The following is a 24,828-nucleotide window of genomic DNA, read 5'->3' on the forward strand; positions in this document are numbered from 1 at the left end:
TTGGCTCGGTAGCTCAGTCGGTAGAGCAATGGACTGAAAATCCATGTGTCGGCGGTTCGATTCCGTCCCGAGCCACCATTTTTCTTTGCCAGTGCAGCTTTATTGGCAGACAACTGACTTGTAATCAGTATGTTGAGGGTCCAAGTCCTCTTAACGGCACTGATAGCACAATTAAATGGAGGGGTAGCGAAGTGGCTAAACGCGGCGGACTGTAAATCCGCTCCCTCAGGGTTCGGCGGTTCGAATCCGTCCCCCTCCACCATCTCTATAGGGGCATAGTTTAACGGTAGAACAGAGGTCTCCAAAACCTCCGGTGTGGGTTCGATTCCTACTGCCCCTGCCAATTAATTTCATATGAAAACAACATGGCGGTTGTGGCGAAGTGGTTAACGCACCAGATTGTGGCTCTGGCACTCGTGGGTTCGATTCCCATCAGTCGCCCCATTTTGTTTTTATGCACTGGGCTATAGCCAAGCGGTAAGGCAACGGACTTTGACTCCGTCATGCGTTGGTTCGAATCCAGCTAGCCCAGCCATTTTTTTATTTCAGTCAACTTTTAGGCTGCTGTGCATAATATATAAAATAAGATTTGCGGAAGTAGTTCAGTGGTAGAACACCACCTTGCCAAGGTGGGGGTCGCGGGTTCGAATCCCGTCTTCCGCTCCAACTATGGCGGCATAGCCAAGTGGTAAGGCAGAGGTCTGCAAAACCTTTACCCCCGGTTCGAGTCCGGGTGCCGCCTCCAACAACATGCCGGTGTGGCGGAATTGGCAGACGCGCACGACTCAAAATCGTGTTCCTCTGGAGTGCCGGTTCGACCCCGGCCACCGGTATCAATTTGCTATGAAAAAAGGTCTCAACTTCATGTTGAGGCCTTTTTTCTTTGTCTTCTAACACGACTAAAATAAACAAAAATCGTGTGCTTTGAATCGTGTGCGTAGGGGGCATGTATGGTAAGACGAAAAGAATTGACTCTGGAGGAACTTCTGAGAATTGATAAGCAGGAATGAGGAAGACTCATCAAGCAAATCTGTCTGAGGCACAAACTTTCAGAGCGCACCATTCGACGCTATATCACCTAGTTTAAGGAAAAAGGTTTTGAGGGTTTAAAACAAAAACCTTATCGTTCCGTTCCGGAGGAACTGCAGGATCAAGTGCTTGAACAGGCTATTCTACTGAGACGTGAAGTGCCAAGCAGGAGTATTGCCTCCATTATTCAAATCCTCGAGTGGGATGGTCTTGGAGAAAAAGGTGTACTGAAACGATCAACGCTGCAGGAGCGTCTCGCAAAGCGTGGGTATAGTGCAGGACAAATGAAGATGTACCATGAAACATCTGGAGCTGTCCGCCGTTTTCAGAAGCGTTGTCGCAATGCCTTATGGCATTCTGATATTAAATACGAACCTTATTTACCGATTGGACCGAACGGTACGAAAAAACAGGTATATATGGTAGCATTTTTAGACGACGCGACTCGATTTCCACTTCATGTGGCATTCTACCCTATGCTTGATGCACGGTGTGTTGAAGATGCCTTTCGTGAAGCTGTCAGAAAGCATGGGGTTCCCGAAAGTGTGTACTTTGATAACGGCAAGCAGTACCGGACAAAGTGGATGGCAAGAACCTGTTCTAAGTTAGGTACGCGGCTTCTTTATGCCCGTTTATTAGGCCGTTTTAACATTAGTCAATAGAATTCGGAGAATCAAATATTTTATTTTACCTCAAAATAAAATGTATTGTCAATAATAAATTTGTGATATTTTCAAAAAAATGTTATAATAATCTTATAATTATTTTAAACGTATTCTAAATTCTGCTGTATGTTTTGCAGATAGAATTATGGATGCGTTTTTTTTTATATCCTTTTTAAACTGAAGAAAAACTCAATCTGTACCGTGAGCTTTGATTGTAAGTTAGTTGAATAAAATTACTAGGAGGACTGGAATATTGAATCTAATCGATAAGAAAGTAACACACAAGAGTTTTGGCGTGGGGAGTATAGTAAAACAGAATGATTCTAGTATTGAAATACATTTCGGATCAGAAAATAAGAAGTTTGTTTTCCCTGATGTATTTGGAAAATTCCTAGTGCTACATGATAAAGATGTTGCTTATTCAGTTGAAAAAATTATACAAAAAAATGAGTTGGAACAAAGGGAGGAAGAATTGAAGAAGGAAGAGGAAAAAAAACTACAGCGAAAAAACCAAGAAGTTCGCTTGGAACATGAAAAACTTATGAAAAATCATAAACTTCATTCTGAATCACAAATGGTTAATTGGTGCGACGCTGAAGAACAGAATAGTTCTTTTTCAGAGTGGAAGGTTTTTTCAGGAGTAATAAAAAGTGGTACTAACAAGGGGAAGCCAAACAAACCCGTCCGCTTGCACCAAAATAGTGCTGTCTTGTTAACAGCAGTAGATTCCGGCATGCCTGAAAAAGACAGACGTATCCTAGGTGTCTATATGGTAGATAAAAATTTCATCGGTAAGCTTTGTGAAGATGGATATGTCCCTGCTCATTCAAAATACAGACTTCAACTTACAGAACAGGAATCGGATCGGATGCGTTTCTGGAACTATTATGTGAATGAAAAATCCCCTCAGAAAATGACATGGAATACAGGTAAATACCGGTATTTTTATAATACATGGCTGGCTCAGATTTTGCGTGATATAGTTTCGTTGAAAAGTGATCCCAAGGAAAAAGAGCTGGCACAACAATTTTTCGAGCATTTTTGTAAAATGAATCTGATAAACGAACAAGAGTTACCAAATCCTAATGGCGCCTTAATGTATATTTAGACGTCAGCTCAAAGATAAAAGGTTAACATGGAACTAAAAAATTTATCCACCCATCATAATAGCCTATAGTGCCAGGCACTGTTGGCTATTATGATGGGTGAGATTTGAACAAATATCTAATTGAAACTTACCAGCACCTCATATTGTGTTGCCACATCTACTCCACACATGTGGAGTGTGGAAACAAAAAAATAGCTGGAAAAAATGCACCTATAGCGACCCCGGCCGCCGGTATCTAAAGATGCGTTAGAAAAAAGGTCTTAACTTCATGTTGAGGCTTTTTTCTTTGTCTTCTAACACGACTAAAAAAACAAAAATCGTGTGCAAGAGTTATGTAATTCATCTATGGCTAACGGGGCAGTGAGTTCAAAGGTTTTGATCTGGGATTTTAAATAATCCTTTTGGTCATAATAACATAATAACATTCAAAGGAGTTTTCACTAAATGGAACATAACCCTAAACTTGTTTCATCAGAAGTTGCAGCTTTGTGGGGAGCTTATATGCAGAACACCATGGTTAATGGTATCCTTCAGCATTTTAACAGCGTAAATGAAGATGCAGAAAGTACTGATCTTATCCAATCTGCAATAAACAATTGTGACTATGTTGTAAAAGAGGTAATACGAATTTTTGAAAAAGATAATCATGCAATACCTATTGGATTTACACAGGAAGATGTAAATTTAAAGGCAGGGAGAGTTTATTCAGACCTTTTTACTTTGCGGTACATAAAATATATGGCTGCTGTTGGAACGGCAGCTGCAGCAGCTTTTCTTGAGGTTTTGGCACGAAGCGATGTAAGGGAATTTTTTTCTACCACCTCCCAATTGTTTATGGAACTTTACAATAATGCGTGTGAGTTACTCCTTAAAAAGGGTGCATTTATCCGTTCACCAACTATACCACCAATGGAAAAAGCAGAATATCTTCAAAGTGAAACATTCCTATCGGGCTTAATAGGCAAATATCGGCCTTTAACAGCCATTGAATTAGCACATATCTCTAAAAATACAGAAACAAATTCAATTGGTAGAACTTTTGTATCTGGATTTTCCCAAGTAGCTAACTCACCAGAAGTTAGAAAATTTATGGAAAGAGGTACGGAAATAGCAGCAAAGCATGAAACTGTATTTAGGGAAATATTAATAAAAGATGGTGTTCCGTTGCCGAGTTCATGGGATTCAACTATCTCCAAATCAATTGATCCACCTTTTTCAGATAAGCTAATGATGTTTCATACTTTAAGCCTAAATGAAGTTAGTGTAGCTGGATATGGTGCAGCAGTGGGTGCGAGCGTTAGAAAGGATTTAGGTGGGGATTATACAAGGTTAGTGGCTGAAATACTTCAATATGGGGATGATGGAGTAAAATTGATGATTGACAACAGGTGGCTGGAACAGCCGCCACAAAATGTAGATAGGGAGGCACTTAGGAACAGGCGGGTTTAAAGGTAAATGATAATAATTAAAAAATCGAAACTTTTTGCAAAATCTTTTAATCAGCCTATGTAGCTAATAAATTGTACAAAAATGCCATACAATGTAAATGCTCTCATTTAAACAAATGAGAGTTTTAGTATCATGACGGAACAATTCTCGCTTGGTTCATTAAATTTATACATTGATTTTATAACAAATAAATCACCTTGATGTCATAGTCAAGGTGATTTATTATTATTCCTATCCTACTTCAACCCTCGGAATTTTTTCCTTATTATAGATTCATTAAACATTTCTAATAAAAACTTTTGACGTTCTCCATTTGACTCCCATTTGCTGGGGTTCATAACATTCTTCATCTTTTCTTCAGCAGAATACTTCTGCGTGTGAAGCACCTCTTCCTTTTCTTTATTAAGGCGATTCAAATACAGATCTTGTATTCTACCTTTTTTAGACAGAAATCGAATGTCCTTTTTTAAATTTGATATTTCTTGTTGTAAATTTAAAACTTCTTTTTCTGAACTCAATTTGACATTCCCATCAACTTTTCTAAAGGTTTTGCCATCCTTGCTGCACATTTTGAATTCACTCGAAAAAAAGTAGGAATTGATTTTATGTTTTTTAACAATTGGGGGTTCACATCAACTCCAATGGACTTAGAGTTGTATACCTTATTGGTTAAGTGACTAAATCATCACTTAAAAGTCACTTGAAAGTCACTTGAAAGTCACCATACCTTGCTAAACTTTTCTTAACTAATAAGGGAACAACCGGAGGTATCTAATGGATTTCAAGGAAATTATCATTCGTTTAAGTGTATATTTTGTGCCAGCCATTGTAATTGCCGTTGTCTTTTTGGCTTTCTCTTTAATTATTATCAAAATGAGGAAGAAGAACATTAATCCATCCAGCGGTGGAAAGAAAAAGGCTTTAATAGGCTCCCTGCTTGTGGCATATTATTTTATTGTCATTGGAATCACGAATTTAAGCCGTGGGGAATCTTATTACGGGATTATTAACCTAAATATATTCAGTGGTTACGTTGAAGCATGGAATTCATTTTCGGTCATATCCTTTCAACTAATTGTTTTTAACATTCTTATGTTTGTTCCATTAGGAATTCTATTACCGTTATATAGCAGCAGGTTCATGAAATTCAAATGGATACTGATTGGGTCCTTTGTTGCAACCTTAATGATTGAAACCTTTCAAGTTGTTACCGGCAGAGGTATCTTTGAACTGGACGATATCTTTCATAACACTTTAGGTGGTGTGTTGGGTTATCAGCTTTTTATGCTGATTCATACAGTCATCCAGAAAAAAAGAATTTCATTTCAGGAACTCACGAAACGCCTTTCAATTCCACTGATTTTACTCATCGCTTTTGTGAGTGTGCTTTCCTTTTATCATTCTAAAGAATTTGGGAATATGAGCATCAATCCAACGTATGGGTCAGATATGGGAAAAATCACGTTAAGTAACACCATTCAGCTAAATTCAAAAACAGCATATGTTCCAGTTTATAAAAATAAATATAGCAATGATAGGGAACATGGGCGAAGGATGGCAGAATTTCTCCAGAAGGCATTAACCTTACCAGAGCTAACGGCAGAGGGAAGAGATGGTGAAAATCGTCAATTTCGTTTTTGAAGAAGAAGCTGATACTAAATATTACATGACCTATTTTCTGCGGGATGGAACATGGTCACTGACTGACGATAATTATTTCCAAGAAGAAGAAGGGGTTTCTGATAGCAGCAAAGAAATGAAAGAGGATGCAAAAGGAATTCTCGCCAATTTAGATTTGCTACCGAAGCAGGCTGAATTCTTAATTACAGAGAGTGGGACTTTTCAATGGATCATTCAGCAATCCACCTATCCGAGTAAAGATATCGAAAATGGATTGATTATGATGGATCTTAAAAAAGATGGCAGTGTTGGAAGGCTTTTCTATAGTAATACAGAAAATAAATTTGTACGTGATGTCGAGATTTTATCCACGAAAGAGGCGTATGAAAAAATTAAAGATGGGAAGTTTGACCAATATAATCCCTTTCAACAAGGTGATCAATTAGTTGTGACTGATTGCGAACTGGCCTACATGTATGATTCAAAGGGGTATTATCAACCTGTATATCTATTTACTGGCACATTAAATGGAGAAGAGTGGTCACTGCACGTGACCGCCATAAAATGATGCAATTGACCTTTTGTAACATTGTTTCGGGAAAAGTACAAAGCTAATTTTAATACTCAAGTTATAAAAGTGCCTAAAAGTTTATGAAGTAAAAGAATGGTGAACGCATGATGATCAGTTTCATATAAAAATCCTGGTGGTAACCATTTGTGGTGTGCATGTGTTAATTCTTTTTTATAGTTGAATGTTTGTACAAAAGCGGTTTAGAAAAGCAGGTTATTACAAAAAGTTGAGTACTAATCAAGAAGGATTAGTGCTCTTTCTTGTGGAATTTTAAATTGAGTAAAGGAGATTTTCTAAAATGAAAAGCGATTATTTAAAAGAACATATTAGACAGCTAGAAGAAGCTTTATTAAGTCCAGAAGTCCGTTCATCAAAAATTAAATTGAAGAAAATGTTGGCTGATGAATTCTTTGAATTTGGAAGTTCAGGTAAGGTTTTATATAAGGGTGAAGATATAGCTGAAGACGGGATAAGTATAGTCAGGATGAAAATGAGTCATTTTGAACTCCATCCTTTGTCGGAAACGATAGTGTTATCAACCTACAGAATTTTCAATGAAGAGAGCGAGCAATATTCATTGCGAAGTTCCATATGGAAACGAATTAAGGGTCAGTGGAAAATGGTTTTTCACCAAGGAACTAAAACAGACGAGTTGTAGTTGGTGATTTTAACCTATTATAAAAAAAAGGGGTGAGTATAGTGGATATTATTCAATTAAAAAAGAGAGTAAAAGACTTACCAGAGCGGGAAGCAAAATCATATCTATTTCAAATACTACTGAGAATCCGTACGTTGGAGGAGAATAAAGATGCCAAAGATTTGATGGATATTTATAACCATTTTATACATCCTGAAAATCATGAGGAAATGACATTCGAAAAAGGTAATTACAAAAGAGTTACTGTAATATTTGGAGATCCGGTTTTAAGGCAAGCAGTAAAGGAATTGAATTTTCAAGAAGAAGATTTAATTATTGCATTTCAAGATCAATTTGCTGTTGGTCCTATCAAAAATCTAGAAACCATGGATGGTCAAAAAGAAAGAAGTCAATGGCTGCGTGACAGCTTTCAAGATAGCGATACAGAAGAAATTGAAAAAGCTCTTGCACAATTATCTTCTATTCCAGAGAATGTTCCAATTACAATATGGATGTCGGAAAATGCACAAGAAGAAACCGGTTTTCTTTTTATAGTACACTTCTTAAGTAATAGAAAAAACAGCCTGTATCAAGTGAATAGTGCAGCCGCATATAAGGAGTTATTTCCAAAAAAATCCGAAAAATATCTCCCGCCTTCTACAAGGGATATCACATTGGAAGAACTGAAAATTATTTACACCTTTAGCCGGGAAAATCAAGAGGCTTTGAGCGACACAGAGCGTGCAGAATTGGAAGCACAGTGGCTAAGTGTATCAAATAACTCTGCTACGCTGAGAGTCTGGGAAAACGGTGAAATAAAGTGTGTACCTGATAACTATTTTGATGATTTTATTATTGAGAAAGCAAGAATTCTGCTTGGAAAACAAAAAGGATATGTTAAATCGGCAAGATTAATAGGGGAGGTATACGGATCTCTTTCCCAATATGCCGGAGATAATTTCTTCGAATACAGACTTAGAAAGTTGATTCAACAGGGGATCTTTGAATATGAAGGAACCCTGGACGCAATGATTCATTATAGTATTAAATTGAGTGAAGCGAAAAATCAGGCTGGCCATCTCTACCTCATTGAATAGCGCAACCTTGTTTCGGGCTCGAAAAGAACTCAAGGCCAGGATTTGTTATAGTATCTGGAACTTAGTAGAACAAAACCCGTCTCTTTTGTTATAGTAGCTGGTTTTTTTACCATGAAACAGATATCTCGCTTACACCGGAAGAAAGTTTATGAAGGGGGTGAGTAAATGCTTAAGGGAGAAAAAGTATATCTTCGGCCTCTCCGTGAAGAAGATACCATGAGCATATACAAAGGGACACAGGATCAAGAAGCAATCTATATGACCGGTACACAAAAAGTGTTCAGCTTGGAAGAGATTGTTGGGGCTTATCAGCAGTTCAAGGAAGATGATAGCCGGCAGGACTTAGCCATTTGCCTGGTGAGTAATCACGAAACGATCGGTGACCTGGCTATCATGGAGATTGATTACATAAATAAAAAAGGAATTTTTCGTATTGCCCTTCACAGCAGTAATTATTATGGAAAGGGCCTTGGCACCGAAGCAGTAAAGCTTGCGCAAGCATACGTATTTGACGAGCTGAACCTCAATCGTTTGGAACTGCAAGTGTACTCTCATAATATCAGAGGAATTAAATCTTATGAAAAAGCGGGTTTTGTCAAAGAAGGGGTGCTGAGACAGTCCCTGTACATGAACAATCAGTATTCTGATGAAATAATTATGAGTGTGCTGCAGGATGAGTACAGGAGTAAGAATTAATGAATCTTTAATGATGTTAATAGTACTTTTATTGTCGTGTAACAAAGGACCCCTTTGAAGTCCTTTGTTTCGGCATTAATAGGTTTCCCATCAAGAAAACAGTGAATATTGATATCCCATTAATAAAAAATGCTGGAGACTAATCCAAGATTTGAAACGTTTCTATTTTCTTAATCGGACGGTCACTATAATTTCTTCAAACCGTTCTTAGGGATGCTCAAAATTGTCCAATCTTTATCTTTAATTTGTTTTCCAATATAAAGAATTTGTCCTACATGATAACTAATATGAGAAACTTCTATTTGAATAGCTTGAAGAACACTTAAGTGTTGTTTTCTCAGAGTGATCGTTTTATGTAAATCCTCTGCATTAAGGTTTAGCACGGTATTAAAGAGTAGTTTCCACCCTTCTTCCCAGAAGTCCATTAATGCCTTCTTGGATTCATTACCATCGACAAATTCCAAGTCTCTATTTCTATAAGATTTTTCCCCGTCTTCAGTCAAAAAATCTACCCATCGAGAGTGCATATTCCCGCTTAAATGCTTAATGATTATCGCTATGTTGTTGGACTCTTCACTAGGCTTCCAGTGTAATTCCTCTTCTGATAATTGCTGTATTCCACTTTCAGCTCTCTCTTTTAGATGTTTAAATTGTCCAATAGCAATTGTAAGATATTCCTGCTCAAATTTTCTCATTTCATACCTCTCATTCATTGATAATATGCATTCACAACGGATATCTTTACTAGAGTTAATTTTAATGCCAGCAAATGTTGATTAAGAAGCGCACAACGGTACTTTATCTAACTTTATTCAATATAGTCCTCATAAATTTAGTATATATAGTTTTCCAAATAAAGCCAGGCAGAAAAATTGTAAAGACGATCTTAGAAATATTAGAACAGCCTCTTTTGTTATAGTATCTGGCGAATTTCTCAAGATAGTAGAACAAAGAGCCCCGCTTTGTTATAGTATCTGGAACATAGTAGAACAAAAACCCTCTCTTTGTTATAGTATATGGCGAATTTCTCAAGATAGTAGAACAAAGAGCCCCGCTTTGTTATAGTATCTGGAACATAGTAGAACAAAACCCCTCTCTTTGTTATAGTATCTGGCGAATTTCTTAAGATAGTAGAACAAAGAGCCCCGTTTTGTTATAGTATCTAAAACATAGTAGAACAAAACCCCTCTCTTTGTTATAGTATCTGGCGAATTTCTTAAGATAGTAGAACAAAGAGCCCCGCTTTGTTATAGTATCTGGAACATAGTAGAACAAAACCCCTCTCTTTGTTATAGTATCTGGAACATAGTAGAACAAAACCCCTCTCTTTGTTATAGTATCTGGAACATAGTAGAACAAATCCGCCGCTTTTGTTATAGCATCTGAAACATAGTAGAACAAACCCGCCTCTTTTGGTACAGATCTGAAACTTAATTGGCTAAACCCACCACCCTCACCTAACAAACAAAGGGAGGTCCCCGCCGAGCAGGCAGGTGGCCTCCCTTTGATGCTTGTATTACAAATACGGTTGAAAAAGCTCTATAATTCAGTTTTTGCGGCCAATAAAACAAGTTTAGTCATTCGTAATAATAGTTCCTTTTGTGTCCTTTTGGCTGATAATGCTCTCGGAGCGCTTTCCTGATGGTGTGCTTGTTACGGACGATTTTGCACCATTCTTGGACTGCAGCAGTTGTGATTTTTTTGTGTGGATATAGCAGTTGAAGTTCCTTTGTTGTCCTGATGATGGCGGATGATGTTTCTTCTTTGGTGCCGCACTGGGGGCAGCAGATGCCTTTCTTAGGGGAATTTTCTACAAAGGATAAGCAGGCAGCAACATTTGATTCCTTTTTTTAAAGATGTGTACTCGCAGGCAGGCAGGTTTGTAAAAGGAGAGGTTGTTAAGGCTTCTTCCTTCAATTTGTTTGCTTTTACAGTTAGTCCTGGATAAATTTTAGATGGTCTGGCATTGATCCTACGCAGCAGCTGTGGAATGTGGGGATAGAAAATGATCGATTGGTGTATTGGTGAGTGATATAAGTGAAAAAGCGGGTTAACAAAGATAAGGTATGATTCAATTTCCTGACTGAAACCCAAATTTTGCAGTATCCGCTTTAAGAGCAGTTCTGTTCTTTTCAGCTGATTAAGCGGATTTGGGATTTCTACCTTTGAGCTGGTGTACCATCTATCATTTTCAAAGATGAAATTTCCTTCAAAGTTTTTAATTTCAAACAGGTAAATGGTCCGTTCTGTGATGGGCAGGGAGTCTGCTTGCAGGAATGTAGAATGTACTTTTAGCAGAAGGTCCAACAGATGGATATGCCCGATCTTGATACATTTCATGTGTTGATTCCAGTCCTGTTCTCCTTTGTATCCTTTTTCCAGGCTTTCAAAGTGTTTATCTTCTAGGGAGTCGAATTGAATTCTTCCACTCAAGGCTCTCAGTATTTCCAGCTTCAACGGTTCCTTTTGTGCATTCATTTTTTTCACCTCCTGCCCGGAGTATAGCATCCTTTTACAGCAAGGGCTAAAGTAAAAATCCATTTTCTGCATTCACAGTTTCTTCAAAATTGCCACCTAGATAGCAGTTTGGTTAAAAGGGAGAAGGGAATGGAAAAATAGGCAAGACATTTATTTTATTATCTGGAGGGATTGGATGGCTGAAAAACGTGCGATACCAGTTGAAGAGGGTCTTGATCACAGCATAAAGCTGCTGGGGGAGGGCTATCAGTTTATTTTGAATCGAAGAAAGTCGTTTGAGTCGAATATTTTCGAGACAAGACTGCTTGCCCAGAAGGCCATTTGTTTAACGGGAAAGGAAGGCGCACAGCTGTTTTATGATAATGACAAATTTAAGCGCGAGGGTGCTGCGCCGGGACGTGTTCAGAAAACATTATTTGGTGTAGGCGGCGTTCAGGGACTGGATGGAGAAGCCCATCATCATCGAAAAGGCATGTTTATGTCAATTATGTCAAAGGAAGCACGAGCGGAGGTTTCCAAGCTTACATATCAATATTGGGACAGAGCTGCAGCTGAGTGGGAGCAAAAAGATTCAGTCATTTTATATGAAGAAGCGAAGAAGATTCTGACTCAGGTTGCCTGCGATTGGGTTGGCGTTCCTCTAAAAGAGGATGAGGTGGAAGAGAGAGCGGAACAGCTTGGCGACATGTTCGAATCTGCAGCAGCCGTTGGACCGAAGCATTGGAAAGGAAGAAGATCACGAACCAATGCCGAGGAATGGATGGAGGAGCTTGTAGAAATGGTGCGCCGCGAGGATGTCAAAGTGTCGAAGGAAAAGGCGCTTTACACGTTTTCCATGCACCGGGATTTAAAGGGCAATCTGCTGGAAGCTGATGTAGTGGCGGTGGAGCTGCTGAACCTTCTCAGGCCGACGGTGGCAATTTCTGTGTATATTGCTTTTACAGGGCTGGCTGTTCATCAGCATGCAGATAAGGCCGAAGCAGTGACTTCCGGGGATCCTGATAAATTAAGAAACTTCGTCCAGGAGGTGCGCCGTTTTTATCCATTTTTCCCGTTTACCGCTGCGCTGGTGAAAGAGGATTTTGAGTGGAATGGATACTTGTTTGAAAAAGATACATTAACACTGCTTGATTTGTACGGCACGTGCCATCACCCAGAGGAGTGGGAAAATCCAGATTTATTTCAGCCGGAGCGCTTTGAAACCTGGGATGGCAGTCCGTTTGACTTTATTCCGCAGGGCGGAGGAGAGTTTGATATAGGGCACCGTTGTGCAGGGGAATGGATTACGGTTGATATTATGCAGGCAAGCTTAGATTATCTTGTTAATAAAATGATGTATGATCTGCCGGAGCAGGATTTAACATTCAGCTTTACACAAATTCCGAGCCTGCCCGAAAGCAAAATTGTGATGTCAGATGTGAAAAGAGTATAACCAGAAAAGGCCGGGGGCGAACGCAGCTTTCGGTCTTTTTGTGCTGAGAAACTGTCAAAAAATCAACATTGTATCCCTTTTACGTCAAATTAGTGCACTCTCAATTTCTTCATCAGCACTTATAATAAAAGAAAGCGGTTACACAAAAAGAAGGCGGTGAAACTCGATGGAATCAGCAGTTCAGCAGGAAGAGTTAAAGCCTAAGCTGGAATCTGGAAAAGAAACAAAAATGAAAAAAGTAAAGTTCAAGAAATTGCTTACCTATCTGGCTTTTGTAGGCCCGGCACTTATATTTTTCTTCGTGATTCAAATCATTCCGTTTTTTATGGGAATTTATTATTCGTTTACCTCCTGGAATGGGGTCAGTTCAGCTGTTGAGTGGGTAGGGTTTGACAACTATCTGCGCATCCTCCGGGATGATCCCAAGTTTTTTCAGTCATTTGGATTTACCACCAAGTTTATGCTGGCGGCAGTGGTAATCAGCAATGTGATTGGATTATCTCTTGCTCTGCTGCTGAATGCAGCACTGAAAACCAGGAATATTCTTCGGACGGTTTTCTTCATTCCGAACGTAATTGGAGGCCTGCTGCTGGGGTTCATTTGGCAGTTCATTTTTGTAAAAGGCTTTGCTGCGGTCGGCAACCTAACCGGCATTCCGTTTTTCAAGATGGCCTGGCTTGGTGATGCGAACACGGCATTCTGGGGCATTGTCATCGTATTTGCCTGGCAGATCAGCGGATACATGATGGTTATCTACATTGCAGCACTTCAAGGGGTAGACACGAATTTGCTGGAGGCAGCAAAAATTGATGGCGCATCCAGCTGGGTTCTACTAACAAAAATCATTATCCCGCTGATTTTGCCGGCATTTACAATTTGTTTTTTCCTGACAATCTCAATGGCATTCAAAATTTTTGACCTGAATTTATCATTGACTGGCGGCGGTCCATTTAATTCAACTCAGTCCGTAGCCATCAATATTTATCAAGAGGCATTCCAAAATAACAGATACGGACTTGGCACTGCAAAATCGATTCTCTTCTTCGTAGTTGTTGCCATCTTTACAACCATTCAGGTGATGATCACAAAACGGAAGGAGGTCGAGGCATAATGGATTCAAAATACACTTCAAAAACCTTTGTGCTTGAAATCATCGGCATTATTGTCGGCTTAATTTTCCTCGTCCCTTTCTACTTTGTTTTTGTAAACTCAGTAAAGGGCTTTGCCGAAATCCTGATAGATGCGGCTGCCTTGCCGAAGGAAATTCTTTTCACCAATTACCAAAAGGTATGGAATGTCATTAATTTTCCGCGTGCATTTTGGAACTCATTCACCATCACATTGTTCAGCAACATCGGCCTGGTCATCATTAGTTCAATGGCTGCCTGGAAAATGGTGCGCACACCAGGGAAATTAAGTAAAATTCTATTCATATGCTTTGTGGCCGCGATGGTTATTCCGTTTCAGACGGTAATGATTCCCTTAATGAAGCTTGGCGGAATGCTTGGCATGATGAACAGCATCCCTGGCATTGTCATGATGTATTTCGGCTTTGGAGTTCCACTGTCACTGTTCCTATATCACGGCTTTGTAAAAACAATACCGGTGGAAATTGAAGAATCAGCGAGAATTGACGGCTGCAGCCAGTTCGGAGTGTTCTGGAGAATTGTCTTTCCGCTCCTGAAGCCGATTACCGTAACAGTTGTGATCCTAAACACACTATGGATTTGGAACGATTTCCTTTTGCCGCTGCTTGTTCTGCAGGACGCAGAACTAAGGACGATTCCTCTTGCTACGAGCTCTTTCTTTGCACAGTATACAAAGCAGTGGGATATGGGGCTTGCGGCACTCGTCATGGGGATCACGCCGGTCATTATTTTCTTCCTGTTCCTGCAAAAACACATTATTAAAGGAATTGCCGCAGGTTCAATTAAGTAATACACATTTGGTAGTAATTTCTGAGAGCCGCAGGCTTTTGGAATTCTATAATCAGTTTAAATTTTACAAGGGGGTAAAATGAAATGAAACGCATTATTCTTAGTCTTATGGCAGTCCTCTTTACTTTTGGTATAGTAGCAGGCTGTTCATCTTCTGGATCATCAGGTGAAGAGAAACCCAAGAGTGGCAGCGGTGACGTTGTTACATTAAACTTCTTTCAGTTTAAAGTGGAGATCGCTGATCAGCTTCAAAAGCTGATTGATGAATTTGAAGCTGAGCATCCGAATATCAAGATCAAGCTTGAAACGGTCGGGGGCGGAGCAGATTACGGCGGAGCATTAAAAGCTAAGTTTGCTTCCGGAGAAAAGCCTGATATTTTCAACAACGGAGGCTTTAAAGAACTCGAGCTTTGGAAAGAGCATTTAGCAGATCTTTCAGAGGAGCCATGGGCTGAACACGTTCTTCCTATCGGGAAGGTTCCAATGACGGATGAAGAAGGAAAACTTTATGGTATGCCTGTAAACCTTGAAGGTTACGGATTCATTTACAATAAAGATCTATTTAAAGAAGCAGGCGTAACAGAGCCGCCGACAAATATCACTGAATTGAAAGCAGCTGCAGAAAAGCTTGAGGCAAAAGGAATTAACGCATTCTCCGCAGGCTATGGCGAGTGGTGGGTAATCGGGCAGCATTTATTAAACATTCCTTTCGCACAACAGGAAGATCCGGAAGCGTTCATCGCCGGTTTATATGATGGCAGCGAAAAGATTCCTGGGAATGAGCAATTCAAAAACTTTAAGAGCGTACTTGATGCAGAGCTGAAGTTCAGCAACGACAATCCGCTGACGACTGACTATAATACTCAGGTAACGCTGTTTGCTTCAGGCGAAACAGCTATGCTGCAGCAGGGGAACTGGACAGAAAACATGATTTATGAAATCAATCCTGACATGAACATGGGCTTCCTGCCAATCTCCATGACAGATGACGAAAATGCAGACCGCCTTCCGGTCGGCGTGCCTAACAACTGGGTTATCAACAAAAACTCTGAGCACCTTGAAGAAGCAAAGCAGTTCTTAAACTGGATGGTGTCTTCTGAAACGGGCAAGCGCTATATCACTGAAGAATTCGCCTTTATCCCGGCTTTCGATAACATCGAGCCTGAAGGACTGGGCGACCTGGGCCAATCCATCCTTGAATACTCGAAAGAAGAAAAAACGATTCCTTGGACGTGGTTCAGATGGCCGGATGGAGCAAACAAAGAATTTGCTGCAAGCATCCAAGAATATGCCGCAGGAAAAATTGATTACGACACACTGCTTGAGCGTTTTCAATCAACATGGGATAACCTGAAGTAAGAGTCATAGCTGAAAAGAGAGAAGCATGTCTAAACAGATATGCTTTTCTTTTCAGTCGTGTGGGGAGAGCGGCTTGGTGGTTGCTGTGATTGTGGAGTGCGGCGGGGGGGTTGTGGTTAATATAGGGCGGAGTTTTGTTCTACTATTTCGGTAAAAGCACGAGATACTATAACAAAGCGGGCGTTTTTGTTCTACTAAGTTCCAGATACTATAACAAAGCGGGCGTTTTTGTTCTACTAAGTTTCAGATACTATAACAAAGCGGGCAGTTTTGTTCTACTAAGTTTCAGATACTATAACAAAGTGAGTGGTTTTGTTCTACTAAGTTTCAGATACTATAACAAAGTGAGTGGTTTTGTTCTACTATTTCGGTAAAAGCACGAAATAGTATAACAAAGCGGGCGTTTTTGTTCTACTAAGTTCCAGATACTATAACAAAGCACCCAATTTCAGTTTTACTATTTTCAAAATACTATAACAAAGCATCCAATTTTGTCCTATTATTTAGTTATATGCCCAAAACCCATAGAGCCATCATTTACTTCCTATTAATATATAAAAATTTTAACTATTTTATTCAAATAGCATGCTTTCTATTTTATACTGTAATCAAGGGAAGGCATGGGGGAATGACACATGTTGAAGACCAGTATCAGAAATAAACTGATTGTGCTCCTGCTGTTGATTACCATTATTCCTTTTGGAAGCTCCATTGTCATCACGTATTTTTACACGAAGGATTCTCTTCAGGAGCAGGTTGTTCAGGAGAATGTAAATTTGCTGTATCAGGGCAAGGTGAATTTGCGGGGTTATATGGATGAGTTGAATGGTCTTTCTTTATCTTTGTATAATAATCCGCAGTTTTTAAATTTGCTGATTTCGTCTGACAGGAGCGATCCTTATATGACCATTGGCGCTGTCAAAAATGTTCTTCATACGATTCTGTACACTGAGGAAAATTTGACAAGGGTGAATTTGACGATGGTGAAGGATCAGAAGGTGATTTCAGTTTCCAAGCGTTCTGCTATTGTGTATGCTGCTGACAGCAACCTGATGAATGAAGCGGCGTTTCAAAAGGCGATGAACAGTCCTGAGAATTTGTTTATTGAGCCAATGGAGGGTGAAAATACCATTGCGCTGCACAGGGCTATTTTAAAGGTTCCGTCTTCTGAGGTTCTTGGTTTTGTGACGCTGGAGTTTCGTGAGGACCGGATCAATCAGCTGGGTGAAAATCTTTATAGTAATCAAAATGAAGAGTTTTTTATTTTGTCTCCGGAGGGCCGTACCATTTACAGTTCTACCGGTGAGGAAACTGAAGGCAGAGAATGGGCCAAGGGAGTTCTGGAGAGCAGCGGCAGCCAGGGGACACTTGAATGGAATGACGGGGACTTTCAGGGGTTGATGATATTTGACCGGCTTCCTGATGTATCCGGCGGCTGGACCATGGTGAAAAGGATTCCATACTCTGTACTTTATGAAAGTGCCTTTCAAGTGGCTAAAATTAATATCTTTTTTGGATTGATTGGATTGCTGCTCGTTGTGCTGTCTACTTTGTTTGTTTCATTCAAAATCACCTCGCCGATTTCTGTTTTGCTGAAAAACATTGAAGAAGTTGAAAAGGGAAATATGAATGTAAAGCTCGGCAACCTCGGTAATGATGAGATTGGCATTTTGGGCAGACGGTTTGAGGAGATGATGATGAAGATTAATCATCACATCGACCGTGAATACAAGCTGGAAATTGAAAATAAGACGAATCAGCTGAAAGCGCTTCAGTCTCAGTTGAATCCTCATTTTTTATATAATGCTCTGCAATCAATCGGGACGATCGCCTTGAAAAATAAAGTTCCGCAGATTTACAGCTTGATTACCCATCTGTCGAGCATTATGAGATACAGTATGAATGTGGAAGAGGATATGGTCCCTCTCCGTAAGGAAATCAGCTACATTCAGGCATTTTTGCTATTGCAGAAGGAGCGGTTTGGAGACAAACTGCAATATGATATTTCAGCAGATCAGGAGACGATGGCATTATTGGTGCCAAAGATGCTGCTGCAGCCTATTGTTGAAAATTATTTCAAGCATGGCTTTGACAGCGGCAGTGAAACAGGCAAGCTTATTCTGACTTGCAAAATTGAAGGCGCTTACCTTGTGATGAAGGTCCAGGATAATGGAACAGGCATTGAGGAACAGCGGATGGCTGACATTTATGATTCCTGGATTGAGCAAAAACGGTCTTCTGAAGGGAGTGCCCATATCGGGCTAAAAAATATTTCTTCGCGGCTCCAACTTTATTATGGCAAAAAAGCATCTCTGGAGCTTGAGAATGCTGCCGGGGGCGGGCTGCTGGTTACGCTGAAGATACCTGCTGATATGGGAGGTGTGGAAAGTGAAAGCAATGATAGTGGACGATGAAAAGCATGTGCGTGAGGGAGTTCTCCTTCTTGCAGACTGGGGAAAGCATGGCATTACAGAAACGTATGAGGCCAGGGACGGCGAGGAAGCTGTTCAGCTGATTCTTCAGCATAAGCCCCAGATTATCTTTACAGATATGAGGATGCCGAAAAAGAACGGCATAGAACTTCTTAAGTGGCTGACATCAATGAGTTTCAACAGCAAAACAATCGTGATCAGCGGCTATGAGGACTTTGATTTTATGAGAAGTGCCATTTTGTACAAAAGCTTTGATTATCTTTTAAAGCCGATTGATCCTTTTGCGTTGAATTCTGCCATTGAACGTGCAGTTGCCGAGTGGAAAGAAGAAGAGCAAAAGAGGAAGCTCAGCCTGGAAAGCAGCAGGGCTGTGAAGGAGGCCAAGCCGCTTTACTGGGATCATATTCTTTCTGAATGGATTGTCAAAAATATATATACTGCTGATATACCGGTCAAGATGAAAAGGGAGTTCGGCATTAACCCCGCTGGTGAAAAGTGCAGCGTGTGCCTGATATACATTAAGCCTGTTGCGATGAAAATGTTTGGCGGCGACAGGGATAAAGCTTTTTTTACCCTGCTCAATATCTGCAATGAGGCACTTGAAGATGCTCAGGCTGGGGTGGCTTTCCGAAATACGAAAAGCGAAAACGAACTTGTGCTGCTGATTTCAGAGCGGGAAAGTACGGCGGAGATTCTCAAGCATTTGTATTCTTCCATTTTCAAGGCTGTGAAAATGCATGTCACCATTGCTGCAGGAACGAATACAGATTGCATCGCATCAGGGTACCGCCACTCTTCTGCTATTTTAAAAAAACATCTTTTAACACATGTAGTAAAATCACGCAGCTTCCTGACAACCAAAGATATATCAAACAAGCCGCTCGCACGGCTTCTTGATTATCGGGAGGATATCAAATGGGCCATCAAAAGCGGAAGCATTCAAAGTCTGAATGAGGTGCTGCAAAAAATTCTGGATAAAGCCCAAGCCTCGCTTTCTCTGGAGCAGATTAAAGCTTGGGATAATGAGCTCAAACTGTTATGGGAGCACTGGCTGCAGGAGTATGAGGTAGCTTCAGATCCGCCTGCCGGTGAAGACATTGACTATTGGCTTGAGGACGGCACCTTTTCTGCTGAGATTTTCAAGGAAGTGAAAAGAGAACAGTTTCACCAGCTGATACAGCTGCTGCTTCAAAATAGATATCAAAAAGAAAAAAATAGTATTCAGCAGATAAAGGAATATGTTAAAGGTAATTACAAAGAGGATATTACACTGCAGGATATAGCGGAAAAGTTTTATTTGAGCAGAGAGTATATTTCCAGAAGGTTTAAACAGGAGTTCGGCGAAACCATTACCGACTGCCTGTTGAATATCCGGATTGAGAAAGCAAAAGAGCTCCTGAAAAATCCTCATTTAAAGGTGTATGAAGTTGCATTTGAGGTGGGCTATCAAAATGAAAAGTATTTCAGCAAAGTATTTAAAAAGCAAGTCGGCCTTACTCCCAATGAGTACAGAAGCCGCCTGCCAATATAAAAAGGAGGAATGAACATGTTGCGTGTGACAGTATGGAATGAAAATCGGCATGAACAAAGTAACCCAAAAGTAAGCGAGGTATACCCAAAAGGAATTCATGGTGCGATTGCGGAGTTTCTTCAATCAGAGAATACGGAAGTAAGCACGGCTACATTGGATGATGCAGAGCACGGCCTGACAGAGGAAGTATTGCAAAGTACTGATGTTCTGCTTTGGTGGGGGCACATTGCACATGATGAGGTAGAGGACGAGATTGTCGAGAAGGTGAGGCAGCGGGTGCTTGACGGAATGGGGCTGATTGTTCTTCACTCAGGCCATTTTTCGAAAATTTTTAAAGTGCTGATGGGAACTTCCTGTGATTTGAAGTGGCGCGAGGCTGATGAAAAAGAACGCATCTGGATTGTTGATCCGAGCCATCCGATTACAGAGGGGCTTGGAGAGTATATTGAGCTTGAGGCCGAAGAAATGTACGGTGAGCATTTTGATATACCGGCGCCGGATGAGCTGGTGATGGTCAGCTGGTTTGAAGGCGGAGAAGTGTTTAGGAGCGGATGTACGTACCGCAGGGGTCAGGGAAAGATTTTTTACTTCCGTCCCGGCCATGAAACGTACCCAACCTATTACAATACAGACATTCAAAGAGTCATACAAAACGCGGTGCAGTGGGCAAAACCTGTGAATCTGCCAAAACCGGTTTATGGGAATGCGAAAGCGCTGGAAGAAATAAAATCTAAATAAACAAAGAAAGAGGGATAAAATATGGGGAAAATCAGAATAGGAGTCATCGGTTGCGGAAGCATTGCAAAACACCGCCATCTTCCTGAGTATGCAGCAAACAATGAGGTTGAAATTGTTGCGCTGTGCGACAAGGTGGAGGAACGGGCTGCAGAACTTGCAAAAGAATACGGAGCAAGAAGCTATAAGGATTATGAAGAGCTTTTGAAAAGTGATGATATAGATGCAGTGAGTGTGTGTACGCCAAATTATCTACATGCGCCTATCTCCATTGCAGCTCTTGCCGCTGGCAAGCACGTTCTTTGCGAAAAGCCTATGGCGATTTCAGAAGAGGAAGCACAGCAAATGATTACTGCTGCCGAAAACAACAACCGAAAATTGATGATTGCCCATAATCAGCGGTTCGTACCGTCTCATGTAAGGGCGAGAGAAATTATTGAGAGCGGAGAAGCGGGGAAAATTTACAGCTTCAGAACTTCTTTTGGACACGGTGGACCTGAGGGCTGGAGTGCAGATGGCAAAGACAGCTGGTTTTTTAAAAAAGAGCAGGCCTTTATCGGCGCAATGGGTGATTTGGGTGTTCATAAAACAGATCTTCTCCGCTATTTGCTGGGAGAGGAATTCACCGAGGTTGCTGCGTTAGTTGAAACAAGCGCTAAGAAAGGAAGCACGGTCGATGATTCAGCAGTATGCGTGCTGAAAACAGAAAGCGGCATTATCGGGACACTTGCTGCAAGCTGGTCTTATGTAGCAAAAGAAGATAACTCTACAATTATCTATGGTGAAAAAGCAATTCTTCGTTTGGAAGAAGATCCTGCCTATTCTCTTATCGTTCAATATCAAACTGGTGAAACAGTAAAATATGAACTGGGCGGAATTCAAACGAATGAAAGCGGAGGGCAATCAAACTCCCTTGTTGTTGATCATTTTATTGATTCTATTCGTCAAGATACAGAGCCGGCTATTAGTGGAGCAGAAGGCTTGAAGTCGCTTAGGGTTGTACTTGCTGCCCTGAAGTCGAATGAAACGAAGAAGTTTGCAGAAATCTGATCTACTTTGGGGTGTCAAAAATGGAAAAATTGAAAATAGGCTTGATCGGAGCGGGAGGCATAGCACAGAGCAGGCATATACCTGCCCTTCTCGCGCTGTCTGATCAAGTTTCTATAGCTGCAGTCAGCGATATTAATGAAGAAACAGCCAGAACGGTTGCAGATAGATTCTCCATACCGGGCATCTATGCGGATTACAGGGATATGCTTTTGGTAGTCGATGCTGTTGTGGTATGTACGCCCAACAAATTTCATTCGGAAATTGCCATTGCTGCACTTTCTGAGGGTAAACATGTTTTTTGCGAAAAGCCGATGGCTCTTAGTACAGATGAAGCACAATTGATGCTGGAAGCTGCGAAAAAGGCGGAGAAAATTCTTGCAATCGGCTATCATTACCGTTTTACAAAAGAAGCTCAGGCAGCTAAAACACTGATTGAAGCGGGTGAAATCGGCAGTCCGCTAGTTGCCAGAGTGAGTGCCTTGCGCAGAAGAAAAGTGCCGGGCTGGGGTGTGTTTACGAACAAGGAGCTGCAGGGAGGCGGAAGCCTGATTGACTGGGGCTGCCATTTTCTCGATCTGTCTCTGTGGCTGCTTGGAAATCCCCAACCTGCCGAGGTATCAGGAAAAGCTTACAATAGCCTGAGCAAAATGCCGGGTCAGGTAAATCTGTGGGGCGGCTTTGATCATGAAAACTTTGAAGTGGATGACCACGTCACAGCTTATATTAAATTTAAAAACGGTGCCACGATGCTGTTTGAAACGTCCTGGGCTGCCAATATTCAAGAAGACATTACAACGGTCAGTATTTCAGGCGAAACAGGGGGAATCGATCTGTTTCCATTCGTTCTGAATCAGGCAAAATACGGCATGCTCCTCAATACATCGCCAGAGTGGCTGCCGGGAGAAGACGACCCGGGCATTCCGCAAATGAAAAATTTTATCTACAGCTGCCTTGGCCTTCAAGAGCCCGTTGTGAAGCCGGAGCAGGCACTTCAGGTTTCAGGTATCATTGATGCTGTCTATGCCAGCGATTTGTCCAGGGAAAGCATTACATTGGCCAAAAAGGAGGATATATAATTATGAAGCTCGGTGTGTTTACTGTTTTGTTTGCAAATAAAAATTTTGAAGAAATGCTGGATTATGTCAAGAATGCAGGTCTCACAATGGTCGAGATTGGAACCGGCGGCTACCCGGGCAGCAACCACTGCCCAATTGACGAACTCCTTGAAAGCGAGGAGCTGAGAAATCAATACCTTCAAAAGGTAACGGAAAGAGGCCTGGAAATCAGTGCGTTCAGCTGCCATGGAAATCCTCTTTCTCCTGATAAAAAGTTTGCTGAAGAATCTCACCAGGCTTTTGTAAAATCTGTGAAGCTGGCGAGTCTGATGGGGGTGCCGGTGGTAAACTGTTTTTCAGGAGTTGCCGGCGACCATGAAGAAGCGAAATATCCAAACTGGCCTGTTGCCCCTTGGCCTAATGAGTTTGGCGATGTTTTAAAGTGGCAGTGGGAAGAAAAACTGATACCGTATTGGAAGGAATGGGGCAGGTTTGCTCAAGATCATCAGGTGAAAATTGGTCTGGAACTGCATGGCGGCTTCCTGGTGCACACACCATACACCCTGCTGAAGCTGAGGGAAGAAACCTGTGAAGCAATCGGTGCAAATCTTGATCCAAGCCATCTTTGGTGGCAGGGAATCGATCCTGTTGCAGCCATTAAGATACTAGGAAAAGCAGGCGCCATTCATCACTTTCATGCAAAGGATACTTACATTGATCAGGATAACGTAAACATGTACGGATTAACCGACATGCAGCCATACGGCGAAGTCCAAACAAGAGCATGGACATTCCGTTCTGTAGGCTGCGGACACAGCCTTCAAGAATGGTCGGATATGATCAGTGCGCTCAGAACATACGGATATGATTATGTTGTCAGCATTGAACACGAAGACCCGCTTATGTCAATAGAAGAGGGCTTTGCAAGAGCAGTCAAAAATCTATCTGACATCAATATCAAGGAAAAGCCCTCTGTTATGTGGTGGGTGTAATTTATATGTTTGTAGGGAGGCCGGATAGCGGGGCCTCTTTTTTTTGCGTTTCTTGGGGAAGGGAGGGGACTATTTTGACTATGGAAGAGAGAAAGGATGGTGGTTGAGAATAGTCTTGTTTGTTATATTTTTTTGGAGATGAGATGCCGAGGCGTCAGGGGTGTTAGAGTATTTTGGAGATCGTATAACAAAGTGGGTGGGTTTTGTTCTAGTATCTTGGGAAAAAGTCGGAGATCGTATAACAAAGAGAGCTGTTTTGTTCTAGTATTTCGGAGATCGTATAACAAAGTGAGGGGTTTTGTTCTAGTATCTTGGAAAAAGTCGAAGATCGTATAACAAAGAGGGCTGTTTTGTGAAAAAGTCGAAGATAGTATAACAAAGAGTGCTGTTTTGTTCTAGTATTTTGGAGATAGTATAACAAAGTGAGGGGTTATGTTATAGTATCTTGGAAAAAGTCGAAGATAGTATAACAAAGAGGGCTGTTTTGTTCTAGTATTTTGGAGATCGTATAACAAAGTGAGGGGTTTTGTTATAGTATCTTGGAAAAAGTCGGAGATAGTATAACAAAGAGTGCTGTTTTGTTCTAGTATTTTGGAGATCGTATAACAAAGTGAGGGGTTTTGTTATAGTATCTTGGAAAAAGTCGGAGATAGTATAACAAAGAGGGCTGTTTTGTTCTAGTATTTTGGAGATAGTATAACAAAGTGAGGGGTTTTGTTATAGTATCTTGGAAAAAGTCGAAGATAGTATAACAAAGAGAGCTGTTTTGTTCTAGTATTTTGGAGATAGTATAACAAAGTGAGGGGTTTTGTTATAGTATCTTGGAGAAAGTCGGAGATAGTATAACAAAGCGGAAAGTTTTGTTATAGCTCGGCTCGTCTTATGCTTGTCGCAGCCCGACACGACGTCGGACAGTCATGCGTTGCCACAGGACGTGGCGCTCTTAGCATGACTT

General features: G+C 40.9%; 20 protein-coding genes, 8 tRNA genes and 1 pseudogene. 26 read left to right on the forward strand and 3 right to left on the reverse strand.

Translation table 11 applies throughout. From position 1 onward, the window contains the following. Positions 1-2 precede the first annotated feature (2 nt). The 11 genes and pseudogenes from GJU40_RS17310 to GJU40_RS17360 all read left to right on the forward strand — a co-directional run bounded on the left by GJU40_RS17310 (position 3) and on the right by GJU40_RS17360 (position 4,251). Positions 3-78 (forward strand) — tRNA-Phe (locus tag GJU40_RS17310). A 99-nt stretch (positions 79-177) separates the two neighbouring features. After that, positions 178-262: transfer RNA gene (locus tag GJU40_RS17315), tRNA-Tyr, on the forward strand. 7 nt (positions 263-269) lie between these two features. Next, a tRNA-Trp gene (locus GJU40_RS17320) sits at positions 270-343 on the forward strand. Positions 344-368: 25 nt separating this feature from the next. Continuing rightward, a tRNA-His gene (locus tag GJU40_RS17325) sits at positions 369-444 on the forward strand. 16 nt (positions 445-460) lie between these two features. Beyond that, positions 461-535, forward strand: a tRNA-Gln gene (locus GJU40_RS17330). Between the two features lie 56 nt (positions 536-591). Beyond that, positions 592-666 (forward strand) — tRNA-Gly (locus GJU40_RS17335). A 5-nt stretch (positions 667-671) separates the two neighbouring features. Continuing rightward, positions 672-745 (forward strand) — tRNA-Cys (locus GJU40_RS17340). Between the two features lie 7 nt (positions 746-752). Then, a tRNA-Leu gene (locus GJU40_RS17345) sits at positions 753-833 on the forward strand. Between the two features lie 189 nt (positions 834-1,022). Next, positions 1,023-1,661, forward strand: a pseudogene (locus tag GJU40_RS17350) (DDE-type integrase/transposase/recombinase); the annotation flags it as partial. A 286-nt stretch (positions 1,662-1,947) separates the two neighbouring features. After that, complete coding sequence (locus tag GJU40_RS17355; RefSeq protein ID WP_154309329.1) at positions 1,948-2,802, forward strand: malate synthase; 855 nt, start codon at positions 1,948-1,950, stop codon at positions 2,800-2,802. A 444-nt stretch (positions 2,803-3,246) separates the two neighbouring features. Beyond that, on the forward strand, positions 3,247-4,251 hold the full coding sequence (locus GJU40_RS17360) for a DUF3231 family protein (RefSeq protein WP_154309330.1): 1,005 nt from the start codon (positions 3,247-3,249) through the stop codon (positions 4,249-4,251). Between the two features lie 236 nt (positions 4,252-4,487). On the opposite strand, the gene GJU40_RS17365 is transcribed toward GJU40_RS17360, so the two are convergent. After that, positions 4,488-4,820 carry a hypothetical protein gene (locus tag GJU40_RS17365; RefSeq protein ID WP_154309331.1) on the reverse strand — a complete coding sequence of 111 codons (333 nt, stop codon included), beginning with the start codon at positions 4,818-4,820 and terminating at the stop codon, positions 4,488-4,490. Between the two features lie 205 nt (positions 4,821-5,025). Between GJU40_RS17365 and GJU40_RS17370 the strand changes: the two genes are divergently transcribed. From GJU40_RS17370 to GJU40_RS17390, 5 genes are all read left to right on the forward strand, one after another. After that, positions 5,026-5,892 (forward strand): VanZ family protein, encoded by an 867-nt coding sequence (locus GJU40_RS17370; RefSeq protein ID WP_154309332.1) that lies wholly within the window; start codon positions 5,026-5,028, stop codon positions 5,890-5,892. Then, a complete protein-coding gene (locus tag GJU40_RS17375; RefSeq protein WP_154309333.1) occupies positions 5,864-6,439 on the forward strand; it encodes a hypothetical protein in 576 nt (191 codons plus the stop codon). Before GJU40_RS17370 ends, GJU40_RS17375 begins: the two co-directional genes overlap by 29 nt. 301 nt (positions 6,440-6,740) lie before the next feature. Continuing rightward, entirely contained in the window at positions 6,741-7,100 is a 360-nt protein-coding gene (locus GJU40_RS17380) for a nuclear transport factor 2 family protein (protein ID WP_154309334.1), read from the forward strand. A 41-nt stretch (positions 7,101-7,141) separates the two neighbouring features. After that, complete coding sequence (locus GJU40_RS17385; RefSeq protein WP_154309335.1) at positions 7,142-8,176, forward strand: DUF1835 domain-containing protein; 1,035 nt, start codon at positions 7,142-7,144, stop codon at positions 8,174-8,176. 165 nt (positions 8,177-8,341) lie between these two features. Next, on the forward strand, positions 8,342-8,872 hold the full coding sequence (locus GJU40_RS17390; protein WP_154309336.1) for a GNAT family N-acetyltransferase: 531 nt from the start codon (positions 8,342-8,344) through the stop codon (positions 8,870-8,872). A gap of 185 nt (positions 8,873-9,057) precedes the next feature. On the opposite strand, the gene GJU40_RS17395 is transcribed toward GJU40_RS17390, so the two are convergent. Then, a complete protein-coding gene (locus tag GJU40_RS17395) occupies positions 9,058-9,567 on the reverse strand; it encodes a DUF1572 family protein (RefSeq protein WP_154309337.1) in 510 nt (169 codons plus the stop codon). 1,102 nt (positions 9,568-10,669) lie between these two features. After that, positions 10,670-11,350 carry a nuclease-related domain-containing protein gene (locus GJU40_RS17400; RefSeq protein ID WP_170289447.1) on the reverse strand — a complete coding sequence of 227 codons (681 nt, stop codon included), beginning with the start codon at positions 11,348-11,350 and terminating at the stop codon, positions 10,670-10,672. Positions 11,351-11,525: 175 nt separating this feature from the next. Here GJU40_RS17400 and cypC point away from each other — a divergent pair, with 175 nt between their 5' ends. The 10 genes from cypC to GJU40_RS17450 all read left to right on the forward strand — a co-directional run bounded on the left by cypC (position 11,526) and on the right by GJU40_RS17450 (position 23,873). Beyond that, positions 11,526-12,782 (forward strand): CYP152 family fatty-acid peroxygenase CypC, encoded by a 1,257-nt coding sequence (cypC, locus tag GJU40_RS17405; protein ID WP_154309339.1) that lies wholly within the window; start codon positions 11,526-11,528, stop codon positions 12,780-12,782. Between the two features lie 229 nt (positions 12,783-13,011). Beyond that, the gene (locus GJU40_RS17410) at positions 13,012-13,893 is read left to right on the forward strand and encodes a carbohydrate ABC transporter permease (RefSeq protein ID WP_154309348.1); all 882 of its coding nucleotides are present in this window, start codon (positions 13,012-13,014) and stop codon (positions 13,891-13,893) included. Beyond that, entirely contained in the window at positions 13,893-14,720 is an 828-nt protein-coding gene (locus GJU40_RS17415) for a carbohydrate ABC transporter permease (protein WP_154309340.1), read from the forward strand. Before GJU40_RS17410 ends, GJU40_RS17415 begins: the two co-directional genes overlap by 1 nt. Before the next feature lie 83 nt (positions 14,721-14,803). Next, positions 14,804-16,078: an ABC transporter substrate-binding protein gene (locus GJU40_RS17420; protein ID WP_154309341.1), complete on the forward strand. Its 1,275-nt coding sequence runs from the start codon at positions 14,804-14,806 to the stop codon at positions 16,076-16,078. Positions 16,079-16,713: 635 nt separating this feature from the next. Next, positions 16,714-18,492, forward strand: coding sequence for a cache domain-containing sensor histidine kinase (locus GJU40_RS17425; RefSeq protein ID WP_154309342.1), 1,779 nt, complete (start codon positions 16,714-16,716; stop codon positions 18,490-18,492). After that, a complete protein-coding gene (locus GJU40_RS17430; protein WP_246188413.1) occupies positions 18,476-20,041 on the forward strand; it encodes a response regulator transcription factor in 1,566 nt (521 codons plus the stop codon). Before GJU40_RS17425 ends, GJU40_RS17430 begins: the two co-directional genes overlap by 17 nt. A 15-nt stretch (positions 20,042-20,056) precedes the next feature. Further along, positions 20,057-20,779 carry a ThuA domain-containing protein gene (locus GJU40_RS17435; RefSeq protein ID WP_154309344.1) on the forward strand — a complete coding sequence of 241 codons (723 nt, stop codon included), beginning with the start codon at positions 20,057-20,059 and terminating at the stop codon, positions 20,777-20,779. Between the two features lie 21 nt (positions 20,780-20,800). Next, positions 20,801-21,826 carry a Gfo/Idh/MocA family protein gene (locus GJU40_RS17440; RefSeq protein WP_154309345.1) on the forward strand — a complete coding sequence of 342 codons (1,026 nt, stop codon included), beginning with the start codon at positions 20,801-20,803 and terminating at the stop codon, positions 21,824-21,826. A 20-nt stretch (positions 21,827-21,846) separates the two neighbouring features. Next, complete coding sequence (locus GJU40_RS17445; RefSeq protein ID WP_154309346.1) at positions 21,847-22,902, forward strand: Gfo/Idh/MocA family protein; 1,056 nt, start codon at positions 21,847-21,849, stop codon at positions 22,900-22,902. A gap of 2 nt (positions 22,903-22,904) precedes the next feature. Then, positions 22,905-23,873 carry a sugar phosphate isomerase/epimerase family protein gene (locus GJU40_RS17450; protein ID WP_154309347.1) on the forward strand — a complete coding sequence of 323 codons (969 nt, stop codon included), beginning with the start codon at positions 22,905-22,907 and terminating at the stop codon, positions 23,871-23,873. Positions 23,874-24,828: the final 955 nt, after the last annotated feature.

Source organism: Metabacillus lacus (assembly GCF_009674805.1).
GTDB classification, from domain to species: Bacteria; Bacillota; Bacilli; order Bacillales; family Bacillaceae; genus Metabacillus_C; species Metabacillus_C lacus.

Excerpts from the sequence above, each read along its gene's own strand:
- GJU40_RS17415 (WP_154309340.1), top strand. The coding sequence starts at position 13,893 with ATGGATTCAAAATACACTTCAAAAACCTTTGTGCTTGAAATCATCGGC.
- GJU40_RS17430 (WP_246188413.1), top strand. The coding sequence starts at position 18,476 with ATGATAGTGGACGATGAAAAGCATGTGCGTGAGGGAGTTCTCCTTCTT.
- GJU40_RS17410 (WP_154309348.1), top strand. The coding sequence starts at position 13,012 with ATGAAAAAAGTAAAGTTCAAGAAATTGCTTACCTATCTGGCTTTTGTA.
- GJU40_RS17380 (WP_154309334.1), top strand. The coding sequence starts at position 6,741 with ATGAAAAGCGATTATTTAAAAGAACATATTAGACAGCTAGAAGAAGCT.
- GJU40_RS17450 (WP_154309347.1), top strand. The coding sequence starts at position 22,905 with ATGAAGCTCGGTGTGTTTACTGTTTTGTTTGCAAATAAAAATTTTGAA.
- GJU40_RS17420 (WP_154309341.1), top strand. The coding sequence starts at position 14,804 with ATGAAACGCATTATTCTTAGTCTTATGGCAGTCCTCTTTACTTTTGGT.
- GJU40_RS17395 (WP_154309337.1), bottom strand. The coding sequence starts at position 9,567 with ATGAGAAAATTTGAGCAGGAATATCTTACAATTGCTATTGGACAATTT.
- GJU40_RS17370 (WP_154309332.1), top strand. The coding sequence starts at position 5,026 with ATGGATTTCAAGGAAATTATCATTCGTTTAAGTGTATATTTTGTGCCA.
- GJU40_RS17360 (WP_154309330.1), top strand. The coding sequence starts at position 3,247 with ATGGAACATAACCCTAAACTTGTTTCATCAGAAGTTGCAGCTTTGTGG.
- GJU40_RS17435 (WP_154309344.1), top strand. The coding sequence starts at position 20,057 with ATGTTGCGTGTGACAGTATGGAATGAAAATCGGCATGAACAAAGTAAC.
- GJU40_RS17365 (WP_154309331.1), bottom strand. The coding sequence starts at position 4,820 with ATGTGCAGCAAGGATGGCAAAACCTTTAGAAAAGTTGATGGGAATGTC.
- GJU40_RS17445 (WP_154309346.1), top strand. The coding sequence starts at position 21,847 with ATGGAAAAATTGAAAATAGGCTTGATCGGAGCGGGAGGCATAGCACAG.
- GJU40_RS17400 (WP_170289447.1), bottom strand. The coding sequence starts at position 11,350 with ATGAATGCACAAAAGGAACCGTTGAAGCTGGAAATACTGAGAGCCTTG.
- cypC (WP_154309339.1), top strand. The coding sequence starts at position 11,526 with ATGGCTGAAAAACGTGCGATACCAGTTGAAGAGGGTCTTGATCACAGC.
- GJU40_RS17375 (WP_154309333.1), top strand. The coding sequence starts at position 5,864 with ATGGTGAAAATCGTCAATTTCGTTTTTGAAGAAGAAGCTGATACTAAA.
- GJU40_RS17425 (WP_154309342.1), top strand. The coding sequence starts at position 16,714 with ATGTTGAAGACCAGTATCAGAAATAAACTGATTGTGCTCCTGCTGTTG.
- GJU40_RS17390 (WP_154309336.1), top strand. The coding sequence starts at position 8,342 with ATGCTTAAGGGAGAAAAAGTATATCTTCGGCCTCTCCGTGAAGAAGAT.
- GJU40_RS17440 (WP_154309345.1), top strand. The coding sequence starts at position 20,801 with ATGGGGAAAATCAGAATAGGAGTCATCGGTTGCGGAAGCATTGCAAAA.